Annotated in this window: 29 protein-coding genes; 22 read left to right on the top strand and 7 right to left on the bottom strand. The window is 62.8% G+C overall.

Annotation, left to right across the window (positions count from 1 at the left end):
* Positions 1 to 110 precede the first annotated feature (110 nt).
* From EBI04_RS12140 to EBI04_RS12110, 7 genes are all read right to left on the bottom strand, one after another.
* The gene (locus EBI04_RS12140) at positions 111 to 1283 is read right to left on the bottom strand and encodes a tyrosine-type recombinase/integrase (protein ID WP_135257665.1); all 1173 of its coding nucleotides are present in this window, start codon (positions 1281 to 1283) and stop codon (positions 111 to 113) included.
* Complete coding sequence (locus tag EBI04_RS12135) at positions 1280 to 1663, bottom strand: hypothetical protein (RefSeq protein WP_135257664.1); 384 nt, start codon at positions 1661 to 1663, stop codon at positions 1280 to 1282. The genes EBI04_RS12140 and EBI04_RS12135 overlap by 4 nt, the downstream gene beginning before the upstream one ends.
* Positions 1653 to 2063: a hypothetical protein gene (locus EBI04_RS12130; protein ID WP_135257663.1), complete on the bottom strand. Its 411-nt coding sequence runs from the start codon at positions 2061 to 2063 to the stop codon at positions 1653 to 1655. The genes EBI04_RS12135 and EBI04_RS12130 overlap by 11 nt, the downstream gene beginning before the upstream one ends.
* Position 2064: 1 nt before the next feature.
* A complete protein-coding gene (locus EBI04_RS12125) occupies positions 2065 to 2337 on the bottom strand; it encodes a hypothetical protein (RefSeq protein ID WP_135257662.1) in 273 nt (90 codons plus the stop codon).
* 63 nt (positions 2338 to 2400) lie between these two features.
* A complete protein-coding gene (locus tag EBI04_RS12120) occupies positions 2401 to 3024 on the bottom strand; it encodes a hypothetical protein (protein WP_135257661.1) in 624 nt (207 codons plus the stop codon).
* The gene (locus tag EBI04_RS12115) at positions 3021 to 3410 is read right to left on the bottom strand and encodes a hypothetical protein (protein ID WP_135257660.1); all 390 of its coding nucleotides are present in this window, start codon (positions 3408 to 3410) and stop codon (positions 3021 to 3023) included. Before EBI04_RS12115 ends, EBI04_RS12120 begins: the two co-directional genes overlap by 4 nt.
* On the bottom strand, positions 3410 to 3982 hold the full coding sequence (locus EBI04_RS12110; protein ID WP_240695419.1) for a S24 family peptidase: 573 nt from the start codon (positions 3980 to 3982) through the stop codon (positions 3410 to 3412). The genes EBI04_RS12115 and EBI04_RS12110 overlap by 1 nt, the downstream gene beginning before the upstream one ends.
* 192 nt (positions 3983 to 4174) lie before the next feature.
* On the opposite strand from EBI04_RS12110, the gene EBI04_RS12105 reads away from it, so the two are divergent.
* From EBI04_RS12105 to EBI04_RS12010, 22 genes are all read left to right on the top strand, one after another.
* Complete coding sequence (locus EBI04_RS12105) at positions 4175 to 4396, top strand: helix-turn-helix domain-containing protein (protein ID WP_135257658.1); 222 nt, start codon at positions 4175 to 4177, stop codon at positions 4394 to 4396.
* Between the two features lie 68 nt (positions 4397 to 4464).
* Positions 4465 to 4644, top strand: a complete 180-nt coding sequence (locus EBI04_RS12100) for a hypothetical protein (RefSeq protein WP_135257657.1) — start codon at positions 4465 to 4467, stop codon at positions 4642 to 4644.
* On the top strand, positions 4641 to 4853 hold the full coding sequence (locus EBI04_RS12095; RefSeq protein ID WP_135257656.1) for a hypothetical protein: 213 nt from the start codon (positions 4641 to 4643) through the stop codon (positions 4851 to 4853). Before EBI04_RS12100 ends, EBI04_RS12095 begins: the two co-directional genes overlap by 4 nt.
* The gene (locus tag EBI04_RS13270; RefSeq protein ID WP_167481959.1) at positions 4853 to 5011 is read left to right on the top strand and encodes a hypothetical protein; all 159 of its coding nucleotides are present in this window, start codon (positions 4853 to 4855) and stop codon (positions 5009 to 5011) included. The genes EBI04_RS12095 and EBI04_RS13270 overlap by 1 nt, the downstream gene beginning before the upstream one ends.
* A 2-nt stretch (positions 5012 to 5013) precedes the next feature.
* Complete coding sequence (locus tag EBI04_RS12090) at positions 5014 to 5301, top strand: hypothetical protein (protein ID WP_135257655.1); 288 nt, start codon at positions 5014 to 5016, stop codon at positions 5299 to 5301.
* Positions 5298 to 5666, top strand: a complete 369-nt coding sequence (locus EBI04_RS12085; RefSeq protein ID WP_240695316.1) for a hypothetical protein — start codon at positions 5298 to 5300, stop codon at positions 5664 to 5666. Before EBI04_RS12090 ends, EBI04_RS12085 begins: the two co-directional genes overlap by 4 nt.
* Positions 5663 to 5869: a hypothetical protein gene (locus EBI04_RS12080; RefSeq protein WP_135257654.1), complete on the top strand. Its 207-nt coding sequence runs from the start codon at positions 5663 to 5665 to the stop codon at positions 5867 to 5869. The genes EBI04_RS12085 and EBI04_RS12080 overlap by 4 nt, the downstream gene beginning before the upstream one ends.
* Positions 5866 to 7119 (top strand): hypothetical protein, encoded by a 1254-nt coding sequence (locus EBI04_RS12075; protein ID WP_135257653.1) that lies wholly within the window; start codon positions 5866 to 5868, stop codon positions 7117 to 7119. Before EBI04_RS12080 ends, EBI04_RS12075 begins: the two co-directional genes overlap by 4 nt.
* Entirely contained in the window at positions 7116 to 7490 is a 375-nt protein-coding gene (locus tag EBI04_RS12070) for a hypothetical protein (RefSeq protein ID WP_135257652.1), read from the top strand. Before EBI04_RS12075 ends, EBI04_RS12070 begins: the two co-directional genes overlap by 4 nt.
* Positions 7474 to 7845, top strand: a complete 372-nt coding sequence (locus EBI04_RS12065; RefSeq protein WP_135257651.1) for a ribbon-helix-helix domain-containing protein — start codon at positions 7474 to 7476, stop codon at positions 7843 to 7845. Before EBI04_RS12070 ends, EBI04_RS12065 begins: the two co-directional genes overlap by 17 nt.
* Positions 7846 to 7882: 37 nt before the next feature.
* Positions 7883 to 8038 carry a plasmid mobilization protein gene (locus EBI04_RS13265; protein WP_167481958.1) on the top strand — a complete coding sequence of 52 codons (156 nt, stop codon included), beginning with the start codon at positions 7883 to 7885 and terminating at the stop codon, positions 8036 to 8038.
* Positions 8035 to 8442, top strand: a complete 408-nt coding sequence (locus tag EBI04_RS12060) for a hypothetical protein (protein WP_135257650.1) — start codon at positions 8035 to 8037, stop codon at positions 8440 to 8442. Before EBI04_RS13265 ends, EBI04_RS12060 begins: the two co-directional genes overlap by 4 nt.
* A gap of 28 nt (positions 8443 to 8470) precedes the next feature.
* Positions 8471 to 8755 (top strand): JAB domain-containing protein, encoded by a 285-nt coding sequence (locus EBI04_RS12055; RefSeq protein ID WP_240695315.1) that lies wholly within the window; start codon positions 8471 to 8473, stop codon positions 8753 to 8755.
* Between the two features lie 101 nt (positions 8756 to 8856).
* Complete coding sequence (locus EBI04_RS12050; protein ID WP_135257649.1) at positions 8857 to 9411, top strand: hypothetical protein; 555 nt, start codon at positions 8857 to 8859, stop codon at positions 9409 to 9411.
* A gap of 49 nt (positions 9412 to 9460) precedes the next feature.
* Positions 9461 to 9898 carry a hypothetical protein gene (locus EBI04_RS12045; protein WP_135257648.1) on the top strand — a complete coding sequence of 146 codons (438 nt, stop codon included), beginning with the start codon at positions 9461 to 9463 and terminating at the stop codon, positions 9896 to 9898.
* A 16-nt stretch (positions 9899 to 9914) separates the two neighbouring features.
* The gene (locus EBI04_RS13325; RefSeq protein ID WP_240695314.1) at positions 9915 to 10358 is read left to right on the top strand and encodes a hypothetical protein; all 444 of its coding nucleotides are present in this window, start codon (positions 9915 to 9917) and stop codon (positions 10356 to 10358) included.
* On the top strand, positions 10345 to 10935 hold the full coding sequence (locus EBI04_RS12035) for a M23 family metallopeptidase (protein WP_206202041.1): 591 nt from the start codon (positions 10345 to 10347) through the stop codon (positions 10933 to 10935). The genes EBI04_RS13325 and EBI04_RS12035 overlap by 14 nt, the downstream gene beginning before the upstream one ends.
* 9 nt (positions 10936 to 10944) lie before the next feature.
* Positions 10945 to 11136 (top strand): hypothetical protein, encoded by a 192-nt coding sequence (locus tag EBI04_RS12030; protein ID WP_135257647.1) that lies wholly within the window; start codon positions 10945 to 10947, stop codon positions 11134 to 11136.
* A gap of 55 nt (positions 11137 to 11191) precedes the next feature.
* Positions 11192 to 11380 carry a hypothetical protein gene (locus tag EBI04_RS12025; RefSeq protein WP_135257646.1) on the top strand — a complete coding sequence of 63 codons (189 nt, stop codon included), beginning with the start codon at positions 11192 to 11194 and terminating at the stop codon, positions 11378 to 11380.
* On the top strand, positions 11352 to 11774 hold the full coding sequence (locus EBI04_RS12020) for a type II toxin-antitoxin system VapC family toxin (RefSeq protein ID WP_135257645.1): 423 nt from the start codon (positions 11352 to 11354) through the stop codon (positions 11772 to 11774). Before EBI04_RS12025 ends, EBI04_RS12020 begins: the two co-directional genes overlap by 29 nt.
* Positions 11764 to 12444, top strand: coding sequence for an ATP-binding protein (locus EBI04_RS12015; RefSeq protein ID WP_135257644.1), 681 nt, complete (start codon positions 11764 to 11766; stop codon positions 12442 to 12444). Before EBI04_RS12020 ends, EBI04_RS12015 begins: the two co-directional genes overlap by 11 nt.
* 154 nt (positions 12445 to 12598) lie before the next feature.
* A complete protein-coding gene (locus tag EBI04_RS12010) occupies positions 12599 to 13015 on the top strand; it encodes a hypothetical protein (RefSeq protein ID WP_135257643.1) in 417 nt (138 codons plus the stop codon).
* The last annotated feature ends 2 nt before the right edge of the window (positions 13016 to 13017 follow it).

Here is a 13017-nt window from a genome sequence, read left to right as displayed (position 1 = left end):
TCCCGGGGGACCTTCCTTGGTGGGCGATGGTGGACTTGAACCACCGACCTCACGCTTATCAGCACTAAAAGGTCAGGCCCTTGAGGAAGGGCAAAAGTGGCAAATGATGTTTACTGAACGGCCTTCTTTCGCTTTGGTTTGGGGGCGGTTTGTGCCGGTTGGTTGCGGTTCTGAAGGTGTAGCAAGGTGTCAAGGGGGAGGGCCGCTTCTTTAAGGTCTTGGTCCATAAGCTGCTGGTAGACCTGGAGGGTGAGCTTCACGTCTTTATGCCGCAGGCGGGCGGCTACCACCTTGGGCGGGAGGCCGGCCCGGAGGGCCAGGGAGGTGTAGGTATGCCGCAGGCCGTGAAGGTTGAGGGGGCTCACCCCTGCTTTGGCCTGAAGTTCCTGGAAGGTGCGCATCACGTTGCGGTACTGGAGGGGCGTCCCCCGGCGGGAGGGGAAGATGAGGCCGTGTTCCTCCCAATCATCCCCAGCCTGGGCCTTCTCCTCTTCGAGGCGGGTGTGCCAATCCGCCAGGAGGGCCTGAGTGCTGGGGTCTAGGTAAAGGTAGCCGTGGGAGTTGGCCGTCTTAGGAGGGCCCAGCGTCCCGTCCCGGCGGAGAGTATGGCGAACCCAAAGGCGTTCCCCTTCCCAGTCTTCCCAGCGGAGGGCTAAGGCCTCCCCTATCCGCAGGCCGGTGGCCAGCATGAGGGCGAAGAGGGGGAAGAGGCGGTGCCCCTCGGAAACCTCCAGGAAGCGGGCCACTTCTTCGGGGCTCCACGCTCTGGCGGGGCGCACGGTCCCGCCTTCGGGAGGATCCACGGCGTCCATGGGGTTAGAGGGGATGAGATCGGCCCGCACCGCATCCCGTAGAGCCGCCCTTAGGAACTGGTAAATGTGGCGTCGGTGGGAAGGGGAAAGATGGGCCATGCCTTGGAAGAGGGCGCGAAGCTGCAGGGCGGTGAGGCGAGAAAGGGGGGTGTGGAGGATGGGGTCCAGGTGGCCTAAGTAGACCCGGTAGTTGCGCACGGTGGTGGGCCGGAGGCCCTTGCGGGTAGTGCGCTCCTCGATCCAGTAGAGGAGCCAATCACCCAGCTTCAGCCTGCCCGCGTCCGGAATGGTGCCGGTCCAGGCCTGGGGGAGAAGGCGGGCCAGCTTTTCCGCCACCTCCTGGCGGGTGCGTCCATAGACCCACCGTTTGACCTGACGGCCATCGGGGCGGCGGCCCAGGGTGACAAAGCCCGCCCAACGCCCGTCCTTGCGGCGGAAGATGGAGCCCTCTCCCCTACCCCGGCGGTTCATGGCGTGATCTTTGGTTCAAAGAAGCCCCTAAGGCGGTTGTGGGCTTGTCGGCAGCGGTAAAGCTGGGCCGAAGAGGGATGCACGCAATAATACCGAGCATCTTCGCTAGCCCAGCGAAGCTCCTTGAAAAGCTGGCGTAGTTCCCTTTGCACCTTGGCTCGTTCTAGCAGACGATCGGCCTCTTCGTGGCTTGAGATGGAAGAAACGTTGAGGTACTTCTTCAGGTAGGCCCTAACCCAATGAGCGGTAGCGTAAAAGCGCACCGTCACTTCCCAGTCCGAAGGCAAAGATGATCCATTGAGAAGGGCTTCGTTGTGAAGAGCTTGCTCCCGGTGCTGCAAGAAACCGGGCTCCGGGGGAGTCACGCGCTTAGACGACATCCTTTGGGGGTACGAAATAGACAAAGAAGGGGATGCCCAGCCGATCGCTCAGGGCAAGAACCTCCGCTCCGATTTCTAAGGTGAGGTCAATATTTTGATAAACGTCGAGCGGCACTTCTACGTAGATAGCGTAGTCCCCCCCTTCAAGGCTCTTCCGCCAACCCAAAACCTTGCCCCTGCCATAAAGCCGATCCCGAAGAAGGCGTTGGGTGAGCTTGATGCCTTCCTGGAGAGCAGCCTCCGGATTAGGGGCCAGGCTAATCATCTCTAAAGGGTACCTCACTTCTACGGGTACGTTGGTGAGGATCTTCGCCCTGGCCTCTTTAGGTTTGAGCAGAAGTTCACCCCGGAAGCTTTTGGTCAAAAGGCTTTGTCGCTCGGGTTCGAATCTGGCAAGCATTTTAGCCCTCATTGCCTTCCTCCCCCGCAAACCGCAAGAGGGTTTCCCCTAAAAGCCGGGCCTGCGTTTTGGTTAGGGCAAAGGAGCCCATCCCCACTTCAGAGATCAGCCCGGTTGCGATGTCTGTGGGGATCCCCGAGAAGAAGGTGATGACGGCCACTTGCCCCTCATAGACGTTCACGGCAAGGCTGGTAACGAAGATGGGGGCTATGCGGTACGGGTCTGCCTGGCGTTGAACCGGGGGCTGGGGTTGGTCAAGGTTGGGATCAGGCATGGAGGCCTCCTCACCGCTTCCGTGCATCCTATTGCAGGTAGGCGTTGACCATCTGGCCTTCTCCTAAAACCGAATCGGGACACTAGGTGTGCAGTGATAAGCACCGCATACGCGCACGCGAATGGTTAGTTGCAACGTTCCGCCGGGTCGGGCATGTTGCCTTTGGGCATTCAGCAAAGGTATGAACAAGACTGATTGAGAAGTTTCCTGAATAGAAACCGGCACGCCAGTATAAACTGCAGCTGCCGTTGCGTCCATGTAGTTTGCGGCCTTGTTGTAGTCAAACCACCTTTGTAAAGCGGGTATCACGGCTTCGCGAAAAGGCCTCAGAACCCTAAACACCTCCACTCTTCTTTGTCCGTATTGGACCGGGGCTACATAGCGCCAGGGCCCTTCAATCCCCTCAACCACTTGCCAATAGGGTTCGGTACCAAGGGTATACCAGTAGCTGAGCGTAACTTCGTATTCTACTTGGTAAGCATCCACGGCGCCGGTTGGAGGAAGAACGGTCAAAACACAGGTGTTTAGCCCCTCGGCAAGCCCTTTTTGGAGCCGTTCGTTCACGCAGGCGGCCGAAACTACCGGGCGCGCAAAGTACACCTGAAACAAGGGGTCATCAGCGGAACCGGATTGGGCGTTTGCAAGGGCAAGAAGGAAGCTGATGTACAGAAGAATCTTTTTCTTCATTGGCCCCTCCACAGCAAGAGCTTTTCAAGCAAGTTGTAGAGGTTTTTGTAAATCCCGGGACCCTCTAGACTAAGAGCTTCACCGCCAGTGTGGTAAATCCGCAGGCTAGCTGGTCGGTAAAAAACAAAAGCAAAAATGGACGCTACACCCAAACTTCCCACAATAAGCGCTAGCGTGGCATCAAACAAAACACGCCAAGCGCCCAAAGCTGCAGCTAGAAGCAAAAGTCCAGAAAAGAAAAGGCTCCAATATACACCAACAGTGAGGGTAAATCCGGCTATAGCACCCTTATGAAGTGCAACACGGGTGTCTGGCGTATCCAAGATCAGCCAGGAAGATGTCATATCGATCTTAACTTCGCTAGCGTTATAGCGAAGCTTGATCATTACTTCACCTCCCGGATGCTGATCTTGCGGTAAACCTCCCCCAGCACATTCACTTCGTCGGGTTCCAGGACGGGGCCTGCGGGGTTGTCGGAGACGAAGACCCAGCCCCTCTTGGTCTTCTTGGCCCGCTTGATGGTGATGCCGTCCCCCAGGATTTCTAGGGCGAAGACCTTCCCGGGGCGGAGATCCCGGAGGTTTTGGTCCACGAGGACCAGGTCCCCGTCCCTGAGCCCATCATCGTCCCCGGTGTCCATGCTGTCCCCTTCCACGCGGATGAGCATGGAGCCCGGGCGGACAAACTCCTTGGGCACGGGCAGGACCCCGGCCTCCGGCCAAGGGCGGCCCGCGGTCCCCGAGGCTACCACGCGAAGCCAAACCACATCCTCCCGGGGTTCCCCCGAGGGGCGGTAGACCAAGGGCACCTCGAGGCCCGTGGCCTGGGCGAACTCTTCGGGGGTCCAGCGAAGGGCGCTAAGAAGGGCCAAAAACTTTTCTGCGCCAAGTTTTAGCGGGTGGACTCTGCCAACTTCCAAGTCGGACACAGTTTTTTGAGAGATGGCATCTTGCGTTATTGCCTCAATATCTTCCTGAGTCAGGCCTAAAGCTTGACGCCTCGCCTTGATTGCCTGACCCCAACTAGGCTTTTCAAGGAGGGTTTCTGCTCCCCTCTTGACCGCCACATCACTAAAATAGACCGCCACGCATTGTAGTGTTACCCGTTAGTCGCTACCGATACTTGACTAAACCTTGAGCTTTAGGCTAAGATGCCACCCAAGATGAAGCTCTTAACTAGCCAAGAAGTAGCAACGTTGCTCAAGAAAAGTGTGCTGTGGGTCAGGCGAGAAATCCGCTCTGGGCGCTTAAAGGCGGTTAAGGTCGGACGAGAGTGGAGGGTATTAGAGAAGGACCTTGCTCTTTTTTTGGGCCTGGATACCGATATATCGGTACCGACAAATCAGCCCTCGAAGGAGGAGAACCATGCCTAAGCCTGAAGCGCTCTTCGGTCTCTCGTCCGCGGTGCGGCTCTTTGTCGTCACGCTCATGGAGGTGCACCGTGGTTGAGTTGCTGGCCGCCTACCTTTTGGCGGCCATTTTCCTTTACGCCGTGCTGGCCCATTACGTCCGGGCCCGCTACGGGGAACCCGGCCCCTTCCTGGTGGTCCTCATGGCCCTGGGGGCCGGGCTCCTGGCGGTGGCCCTGGCGGTGGTGGTGGCGGTGGGAGGTGGAAGGTGAACCGGGAGGCCTTCAAGGCGCTTCTACTTGAGCTCCTTTTGGAGGACCCAGACGTGGGGGATGCGGTGCTGGCATCCCGTCAGAAGGCCGAGGGGCGGGACATGGCCTTCATTCATGAGGGGTACGTGGTCAGCTCTTCGGCCTATCGGAGGGCAAAGGACGCGCTTCGGAAGCTTTTGAGCGCTAACGAGCCGGGGGGTGAAGGCTGATGGCCTGGCCCAAACATTCTGAGCCAGAAGGACCTCCGACTTGGCCCTCAAAAGACACCTGGCTTTGGCGCTGGGGGCTGGACCTCCTTGGAGGCCTCCTTTTGGGCCTCATCCTGGGCCTGGCCCTCATGTTCGCCCGCGTGCCGGAGGGGTGGTAGCCATGCGGCTTTTGCGGCTCAAGGAGGTGTCCGAGCGCTACGGCATCCCCATCCACATCCTGCGGGATGCCACGAAGGCGGTGCCTACCGATCCTCGGCATCTGCCCCACGTGGTCCTGAACCGCAAGGGCACGGTGGCCACCCGGGAGGAGTGGGTGGAGGAGTGGCTTGAGCGCATGCGCTCCGACGCAGAGGTGCGCCGGGTGCAGGTGTTGGAGTGGAGGGACAGCAAGGACTTGAAGCGGTTGGTGAAGGAAGGTCCGGAGAAGCGAGCGGGAGGTGCGCGGTGAAGGAGCTTCAGAGGTACGAAAGGGCGCTGCAGATAGCCTTAGACCGGCTGGGCGCAATAGCGTATGCCGGTCAGACGCAGCTTCAGGACGTCTACCGCCTGGTGAACACCATTGAGGACCTGGAACGCCAGGCTGGCATCCAGCACGTGCGGGTGCGGTCTACAGCCAAAGGCAAGGAGGAAGAGGCCCTGGCCCGCTTGGAGGCCCTGGGGTACGAGGTTCACATCTACCCCGATATCGGCCCCAGGGATGGGGAAGTGGGCTGGATCGCCGTGGCCTTTTACGAGGGCCACGTGGTGGCCTACGGCTTCGGGGACACCCAGGAGGACGCCCTGCGGGACTTGGTGGGGGAGGTGGGGGCATGAAGCGCCAAAAGCTCAAGGCGCTGAAGGAGATGGCCCGGTTGCGGTTCGCCAACCTGCAGGTGTACCAGGACCCTGACGGCCCTGGATGGATCGCGCACGGCATCGACCGCGAGCAACGCACCCTCTGGACGGTTAGGGGCCGCACAGAACGGGAGGCCCTGGAAGCCCTGCTGGGCATGACCCAGGTGGAGGTGCCCTCATGACCCTTCCCCCCGACCTGCCCGAGGACATCCGGGCCCAGGTGGAGGCCCTGGCCAGCAAAAACCCCCGCTTCGCCGAGGCGGTCCTGGCCGCCTGGCGGGCCAAGCGGGAGCGGGAGGCTAAGGAGGGGCAGCCTAGGGTGGCGTCCCCCAATACTTCCACGGAGGATAGCGGCCCTAAAACCGCCGATAAGGCCCCTCGGGAAGAAGAGGGGTACCCAAGTAGCCCCCCCTCCCCTGCCCCGGCCTCTGAGGGGCCTTCCAGGCCCACCCTGGCGGAAACCGACTGGAAGGAGGTGCACCGCTTTGAGTGGCAGGACCTCCTGGCCAAGGCCGAGGCAGAGTTGGCCCGCTGGGGCCACTGGAAGCTCCTGGGCCCCCTGGCCCCCATGGTCCGCCTCCTGGTAGCCCACGCCATCCGCCTCGGGGCCCGCCAGGACCCCAGCCGGGAGGCCCACGTCTTCCTAGCCCAATGGGAGCTGGCGGCCATGTTGGGGGTGTCCGAGCGCACGGTGGAGCGCTGGCTCCACGACCCCCGGTACGAGCGCTACCGCCAAGCGGCCCGCATGTGGATCGCTTGGGAAACCTGGTACACGGACGGGGAGGCCCTCGAGAAGGCCCACGCTGTCCGAGGGGGCACCCTCTGGCGGGTCCGGGTGCGGCCCGTCTTCCGCGATAGGGGCCTGAAGGTCCTGGCCCCCTACCTGCGCTTCCCCTGGCGGGACCTGAAGGAGGACAAGGCCAAGGGCAAAACCGCAAGGGTCCTGAGCGCCCCGGACTCAATGTCGGGATATAAAGAGGGTCTTCTTCTAGGACAGGGAATAACCCTCCAAGGGGTAGTAGGTGCGCCGTTAGCCACCCTGGTTCAAAAACAAAACCCGTTACTTCCCTTATATCCCGACACTGCCCGGAACCTGCGGGCCCTCCTTCGGGCGGCCAGCATCCCCAAGGGCCGCGAGGGCAGGCGGCGGTGGGCGCAGGACGTGGCCACGGCCATCAGCGCCGCCCTGGGGGACGCCAAAAGCTGGCGCTTCTGGCTCCGGGTGGTCTGGGCGGCCCTGAAGGCAGTCCTGTTCGGCGGGGGGGAAGGGGCCCTCAGGGTCCTGGCCCGGGTGGTCTACATGGCCCAGGAGGCCAAGGACGACGGCTTCGCCCGTAGCCCAGGAGCCTACGCCCAAGGCCTCCTCCGGCGGGAAGGGTACTGGGACCTGGTCAATCCCTTCCGGGCCTTCAAGGTGGGGGTGGTGGCATGAGGCTGGATCGGGTGAACCTGCGGGCAGTTTCGGACATCCTGCGGGCTATGGTGCAGGAGGCTCTAATGGAGCCGGGGAAAGTGGTGCGCATGGCCCTGCCCACGAGCCCGGCGGACGGGGTGCAGGTGTTCGTGCGGGCGGGGCAGGGGGGCATTTCCTTGGCCATCCGCCGTCCTGGGGGCAAGGAGGACCCCAGGGAGGTGGTGGCCCTGGCCCAGGCCATGGGCCTGGTGATCCAAGGGGAGCCCTACCACGCCAAGGGCAAGCAAATGCGCCCCGGCTTCCTAGGCCGGAGGAGCTACCTGGTGGCCCGGTGCAGGCTGGACCCCGCCGTATGGGAGGGAGGGAGCGAAGATGGGCAAGCGGCTTAAACCGAGAACTCCCTACATAAGCGTCTACATGGACCCAGAGATGCAAGTCCTCATTAAGCAGGAGGCCGCAAAGAGGGGGATTGGATTGTCCGAACTAATCCGGCAGGCTGTCAGCCTTTACCTAGCGCGTACTCAGGAATGGCAGTCATTGCTAAGGGAACCCGAAAGCTCCTATGAGTTCAGTCAGCTTGCAGAGACCCCTCCCGAGTCTTGGCAAGAGTTCTATGAGCGGTCCACTTGGCTTCTGCTTGGTGTAGCGGGGTTAATACAAGCTTGGAGGCGGGTGCTCATAAAGAAAAACGAGGCCCAGACTAAAGGGCTTTACCTTACCGAAGAGGTGCCCAAGCATGGGTAAGGGCAGACCACCAAAGCCCCCAGAGGAACGGCGTGTCATGACGAGCTTGAGCCTACACCCCTCCGAAGCCGCCTTCATCCGCCATGAGGCGGCCAGAAGGGGCTTGACCATCAGCGAGTACCTGAGGCAACTTGTGGCCCAAGACCGCGCCCGAACGGAAGAGGAAATGCGCCGCATGTCGGAGGTACCATGACCCGAAACACCGCCATAAGCCTGGTCATCCTGGCCGCCATTGGGCTTTACTTCCTGGCCCAGATGCGCCCCGGAGATGCGCCCCGGCCCTCCGCCCCGGAGGTGCAGAGCGGCGGAGTGGGCCCGGGGACGCAAACCGCCGCTTCGGAAGAGCAGGGCGCACCCCAGGTCGTCCCGGACCTCTGCCGCGCACGAATCACGTGGCTGACGCGCGGAGGTGAAGAGGTGCGGTTTGCTTACGAAGGGGAAGCCGAAGCCTTACGTGCGCGGTGGCCCTCCGGGCAGTACCTAGCCCGCATAAACGACGTCTGCACCGGCACGGAGTGCCGCTTGGTGTTGCCGCGGCCTGGCCTCTCGGAGGTGCAGATCGCACTAGATGCCTGCCCATGGGTAAAAGCGCCTTGACACCTAGAAGCGTGCTATGATGCGGGTGATGGTACTCAAAAAAGGCCGCCCCTCAAAGCGCCTGGTGGAGCTGGCTAGCCGCAAGCGCGATCCCATCCGCCCTGAAGCGATGTCCTTAGCCGAACTCCTCTACTCCCTGCTGGGCAACCAACGGGCGGCGGAGGCCATTGCGGAGGCTCTAAACGGTGATATCCGCAACATCCACAACTGGGACGTGAGGGACTTGGAGGCCCTTCCCGGCGTGGGCCAGGGCACGGTGGGCAAGCTGGTGGCCCTGGTGGAAATCATCCGCAGGCTCGTGCAGAAGCGCTAATCTCCGAAACGCATCTCCGGCACGCACCTCCCATACGCTTCTCCGCCCCGCACCTTCGGGGCGGGCTTTTTACAGCCCTTTCGCCCGTCCAGGATGGGGACATGGCCGAGTACCAACGGGTGCCCGTGGGCAAGGACACCCCCTTGAAGCCGGGGAAGCTTTACGAGCTGGTCCTGGCCCACAAGGGCGGGGACATCTCCCGCGTGACCCGTTCAGGCCTGGAGAAAGCCCTCCAGCAGCGGTATGGCCCTGGAGTGCGGGTGCTGGACTGGGGCAAACGGGGAGCTGACCTGGTGATCCGCCTCAGGGTGGAGGCCTCCACGCAACAAACTTCCACACCCCCGGCCTACGGAGGCGGGGGGTGCGGGTCCACGCAGTGCCCCCAGCCCATGGTCTGGTACGGAGGCACGGAGGCGTACATCTACCCCGCGGTGCTCCCCCTGGTGCTTACCGCGGCGGCGGTGGCGGCGGTGCTCTACCTGGTGTGGCGGATCGTCTCCGAGTTGAAGGAGGCGGTGGAGCTGGTGCCCGCCCCTGCACGGGGCATCGCCGTGGCGGGGGCGGGGATAGGTGCTGGCGCCATGGGCCTGGCCGCCTTGGGCGTGGTGGCCTTGGCCCTGGTGGGCGGCGGAAGGAGGAGGAGAAGGTATGCCTAAGCGGAAGAAGAGTAGGAAGAAGAAGGCCAAACGCTCCCGGAGGTAGCCCATGCTGAAGCTCCGCTTGCCGGAGGAGCTTTTGGGAGAGAAGGCCGTTTTGGAAGGCTCAGAAGCGTCCCCAAGCCAGGAAGTGCGGGCCATCCCCTTGGAAGGCCCCTTGGACCCCGTTCTGGAGGAGGCCGTGGAGTCCCAGCCCATGGTGGGAGGGGGGGTATCCGCGGGATCCAGGGAGGCCTTCGGCAACCCACAGGAGGGGGGTAAACCCGTCCAGGAGCAAACTTCACCTCTGGCGGCTACACCCCCCGCCAAGAAAACCCCCCTGGGGTTCCTGGCGGCCCTGGGGGCCGGGATGGCGGTGCTCCTGGGGGTGGCCTTGGGCATGAAGGGAGGAGGGAGTGGAAGCGGTAGCGGAACCCACGCCGGAGCAGGGCATGCCTCCGGGGCCGGCAACCCCGGGGGCACCCTCGGCCCCAGACTCTGGGAGTGAGCCGAACTTTCGGTCCTTGGACGACACGGAGGTTTCCGGGGAGCCCAACTTCGAGGACCTCCCCCCGGCCCCGGTGGTGGAGCCCGTCATCCCCTTTACGGGGGAGGAGCTGGCCAACGGCACAGCCATGCTCCTCATGCTGGGGCTCAGGCTCCAGTCCCCCGAGGAAGTGGAGGCCTTCAAAGGTGCCTTTCAGGCCACGACCTTCCTTCCCCCGGCCCAGGTGCTGGACATGCTCAAGGTGGGAGAGGCCCTCGCCGCTTACGGGATTGGCAAGAACCGCCTTCCGGGCATGGGCCGGGCGGAAAACCTGCCCCCCTGGGTGCGGGTAGCCCTGGGCGGGGCGGTCCTGGCGATGGCGGCGTACGGAGGTGTGCGTGCAGCTATGGAAGTTCGTGCTAGCCGCGCTGGGCCTGCTGGGCCTGGCGGGGCTGGGGAGGCGGATCGTGAGGGAGCCTGAGGTGCCCCGCTCGGGGCGGTACTACTGGCCCATGAACCCCAGGAAGCCGCGCCCCGACGTGCGCTTCCTGGACCCCCAGTATTACCAGGGGGTGAGGCGTCCGGATGGAAGTTGGTTGGTGCCGCCAGGGTACTGGCATACGGGCATAGACCTGAACCACCCTGGTGGAGGTGATTCCGATTGCGGTCAGCCCGTGCACGCCATGACGGATGGGTACGTGGCCTTCGCTGGCCGCCTGCCCGTGTGGGGCGGGGTGGTGGTGCTGAGGCACCCCCATGCTGGGGTCTGGACCCGCTACGGCCACTTGCGGGACATCCGGGTGAGTCTCCGGCAGGTGGTGCAGGCGGGGGAGGTCATCGGCACCGTGGGCAAGATGACCACGGGGGGCTTCTGCCATCTGCACTTCGACGTTTTCTATAGGCAGCCCCCGGCCAGCGAGGGCCTGTGGGGCTTCTTCCCACGTGGGGGAGAGGAGGCCAGGCAGAAGGTGTTCACCTACTGCGTAGATCCGGAGGCCTTCTTGGCCAAGCAGGCTCAGGCGGGACGGCTCTTTGAGCCCCCGCACTGGAGCGCATAGGAGGAGACGATGGAGTTTGCCAAGGAAAACGCCTTTCCCCTGGCCGTCCTGGCCGGGGGGCTTTACCTGGGCCTGGGTAGGGTGAAGAACCTACAGGAGAGCAAGGGCTGTCCCAAGTGCGAGACCGCCCAGGCGGTAGTGGCTTTCGCCTTGGCCGCCTGGGCCGGGTGGGAGCTGTGGAAGGCGTATCAGGAGCGGTAAGCCCCAGAGTGGAGGCATAACTTGCCTGTTTTGAGAGTTGAGGTACCATAAAAGCATGGCGATGGAGAGGCTGACCTTCAAGTCCGAAAAGGCCAGGCAGGTCTACGATATCATCCAGTCCATGCCCCCTCTTACGGACGAAGACGCGGAGCGGATGGTTAAGGCCATCGAAAAGGTGACAGGCCGCCGTCACCGCGTGGGAAAGGTCAAGCGGCATGCGGTTGCCGCGACGCGTTCTTCTTGACACCAACTTTTTCATATCCCTCCGGCGTCGCGAGCCGGAGGCTTTACGTTTACTTTCGCGGTTATCTTCAGATCAACTGGTCACATCGGCTCTCGTTCAGGTGGAGTATGCCACAGGGGAGTTCGTGATTGACCCGAGGCAAGAACGTAGCGTGAAGGAGATGTTCTCCAAGTTTTCCGTTTTGCCTTTCGAGGGAAGGGCAGTCCAAAAAGCCCTTCGAGAGGCGGCCAAGCTCAACCTGCCCAAACTCCCTAACCCCCATCGCAAGCTCTTTGACCTCATGATTGCGGCCACGGCTTGGGCTCACGGGCGCATCCTCCTAACGGAAAACGTAGACGATTTTTCTAGTTTCCCCTGGGTAAAAGTGCGAAACTGGCGAGATTATGGGCGGTAGGCAGACCTTCCGCATCCTCATCATCGGTAAGTCGGGCTCGGGCAAAAGCACCCTGGCCCGAGAGATCGTGCGGGCTATGGAGGGCCGCTTCCGCCGCCTGGTGATCGTCAACCGCAAGACCGAGTTCTGGGAGCTAGCCGAGGGGCGCTTCCGGGTGGGGGAAGAGGGGGACCCCAAGGCCGCGCTGAAGCACCACGCCCGGGTGCACTTCCACGTGACGGGCTACGACCCCAGGCCCTTCCTAGACGCCCTGGGCCAGGAGATTATGCGCCTGAAGGACGTCCTCCTGGTGGTGGATGAGGCCCACCAGTTCTTCCCCCGGGGGCAGGTGCCCAAGGGCCTCTTCGAGGTCCTGACGGGGGGACGGGAAGCCGGCCATAACGTCATCTTCATAACCCAGATGATGAGAGGAGCGGTGGGGGGCATTGACCCTGGGGTGCGCCGCCAGGCCAGCCATCTCGTGGCCTTCCGGGTGTCTGAGCCCAACGAGGTGCAGGCGGTGGCGGAGATGTTCCCTGAACTGGGGGAGCGGGTGGCCGGGCTCAAGCGCCCCGAAGGAGGCCTGCCTCCCGAGTACGGCGTGAAGGACCTGGACCGGGACCGGGCCGGTCTGGTCCTGCGGGACCCCAGGGACCCCAGGCGGCGGGTGTATGTTCCTGTAGCGTCCTAGTCGCCTTTTCTCCGAGGCGGAGGTGCGCGGCGCACCTCCGCCTCGCACCTTGGTTCGTCCCGCATCTCCGCCCCGCACCTCCAGCTGAGCGCACCGCTACGCGCTTTTCCGCGCCATTCCATCCCGCCCACCATGGCCCTCGTAAGGAGGGCGAATGGCGGATACGGCGGCAATCGCGGCGCAGGATATGCGCAAGCTGGCCCAGACCTCCAACCCGTTGGAGGTCGTGCAGAACCCCATTGTGGTCTCGGTGAGCCTGGGGGTGCTGGGGGCCTACCTGATTAGGAAAAGCCTCTACACCTCCCGCAGGGACCTCTTCGGGTGGGCGGCCAAGGGGCCGGATGGGCGCATCCACTACTACCAGGTAGGCCCTGACGGCAAACCCGATACCACCAAAGAGGTCAGCAACGCCTATACCAACCGCATCTTGCTGAACCTGGGCGGGGTGATCCTGGGCTCCTTGCTGATCAACAACAAGCTGACCGAAGACCCGATGGTGGACTACATCGGCTTGGGCGTGGCGGCAGGTTCCTTTGCGAACCTCATCATGGCGATTTTGAACATCGACTAAGG

This window comes from Thermus caldilimi (genome assembly GCF_004684245.1).
GTDB lineage: Bacteria > Deinococcota > Deinococci > Deinococcales > Thermaceae > Thermus > Thermus caldilimi.
The sequence above is the reverse complement of the archived record's forward strand: the minus strand, read 5'-3'. Positions and strand labels throughout refer to the sequence as shown.

What these genes read in the sequence shown, in the direction of transcription:
- EBI04_RS12135 (WP_135257664.1), bottom strand. Translation starts at nt 1,663, where the DNA reads ATGTCGTCTAAGCGCGTGACTCCCCCGGAGCCCGGTTTCTTGCAGCAC.
- EBI04_RS12115 (WP_135257660.1), bottom strand. Translation starts at nt 3,410, where the DNA reads ATGATCAAGCTTCGCTATAACGCTAGCGAAGTTAAGATCGATATGACA.
- EBI04_RS12010 (WP_135257643.1), top strand. Translation starts at nt 12,599, where the DNA reads ATGGCGGATACGGCGGCAATCGCGGCGCAGGATATGCGCAAGCTGGCC.
- EBI04_RS12065 (WP_135257651.1), top strand. Translation starts at nt 7,474, where the DNA reads ATGGGCAAGCGGCTTAAACCGAGAACTCCCTACATAAGCGTCTACATG.
- EBI04_RS12045 (WP_135257648.1), top strand. Translation starts at nt 9,461, where the DNA reads ATGCTGAAGCTCCGCTTGCCGGAGGAGCTTTTGGGAGAGAAGGCCGTT.
- EBI04_RS12055 (WP_240695315.1), top strand. Translation starts at nt 8,471, where the DNA reads ATGGTACTCAAAAAAGGCCGCCCCTCAAAGCGCCTGGTGGAGCTGGCT.
- EBI04_RS12050 (WP_135257649.1), top strand. Translation starts at nt 8,857, where the DNA reads ATGGCCGAGTACCAACGGGTGCCCGTGGGCAAGGACACCCCCTTGAAG.
- EBI04_RS12015 (WP_135257644.1), top strand. Translation starts at nt 11,764, where the DNA reads ATGGGCGGTAGGCAGACCTTCCGCATCCTCATCATCGGTAAGTCGGGC.
- EBI04_RS12140 (WP_135257665.1), bottom strand. Translation starts at nt 1,283, where the DNA reads ATGAACCGCCGGGGTAGGGGAGAGGGCTCCATCTTCCGCCGCAAGGAC.
- EBI04_RS13270 (WP_167481959.1), top strand. Translation starts at nt 4,853, where the DNA reads ATGGCCTGGCCCAAACATTCTGAGCCAGAAGGACCTCCGACTTGGCCC.
- EBI04_RS13265 (WP_167481958.1), top strand. Translation starts at nt 7,883, where the DNA reads ATGACGAGCTTGAGCCTACACCCCTCCGAAGCCGCCTTCATCCGCCAT.
- EBI04_RS12125 (WP_135257662.1), bottom strand. Translation starts at nt 2,337, where the DNA reads ATGCCTGATCCCAACCTTGACCAACCCCAGCCCCCGGTTCAACGCCAG.
- EBI04_RS12060 (WP_135257650.1), top strand. Translation starts at nt 8,035, where the DNA reads ATGACCCGAAACACCGCCATAAGCCTGGTCATCCTGGCCGCCATTGGG.
- EBI04_RS12025 (WP_135257646.1), top strand. Translation starts at nt 11,192, where the DNA reads ATGGCGATGGAGAGGCTGACCTTCAAGTCCGAAAAGGCCAGGCAGGTC.
- EBI04_RS12080 (WP_135257654.1), top strand. Translation starts at nt 5,663, where the DNA reads ATGAAGCGCCAAAAGCTCAAGGCGCTGAAGGAGATGGCCCGGTTGCGG.
- EBI04_RS12075 (WP_135257653.1), top strand. Translation starts at nt 5,866, where the DNA reads ATGACCCTTCCCCCCGACCTGCCCGAGGACATCCGGGCCCAGGTGGAG.
- EBI04_RS12090 (WP_135257655.1), top strand. Translation starts at nt 5,014, where the DNA reads ATGCGGCTTTTGCGGCTCAAGGAGGTGTCCGAGCGCTACGGCATCCCC.
- EBI04_RS12130 (WP_135257663.1), bottom strand. Translation starts at nt 2,063, where the DNA reads ATGCTTGCCAGATTCGAACCCGAGCGACAAAGCCTTTTGACCAAAAGC.
- EBI04_RS12030 (WP_135257647.1), top strand. Translation starts at nt 10,945, where the DNA reads ATGGAGTTTGCCAAGGAAAACGCCTTTCCCCTGGCCGTCCTGGCCGGG.
- EBI04_RS12120 (WP_135257661.1), bottom strand. Translation starts at nt 3,024, where the DNA reads ATGAAGAAAAAGATTCTTCTGTACATCAGCTTCCTTCTTGCCCTTGCA.
- EBI04_RS12020 (WP_135257645.1), top strand. Translation starts at nt 11,352, where the DNA reads ATGCGGTTGCCGCGACGCGTTCTTCTTGACACCAACTTTTTCATATCC.
- EBI04_RS12070 (WP_135257652.1), top strand. Translation starts at nt 7,116, where the DNA reads ATGAGGCTGGATCGGGTGAACCTGCGGGCAGTTTCGGACATCCTGCGG.
- EBI04_RS12105 (WP_135257658.1), top strand. Translation starts at nt 4,175, where the DNA reads ATGCCACCCAAGATGAAGCTCTTAACTAGCCAAGAAGTAGCAACGTTG.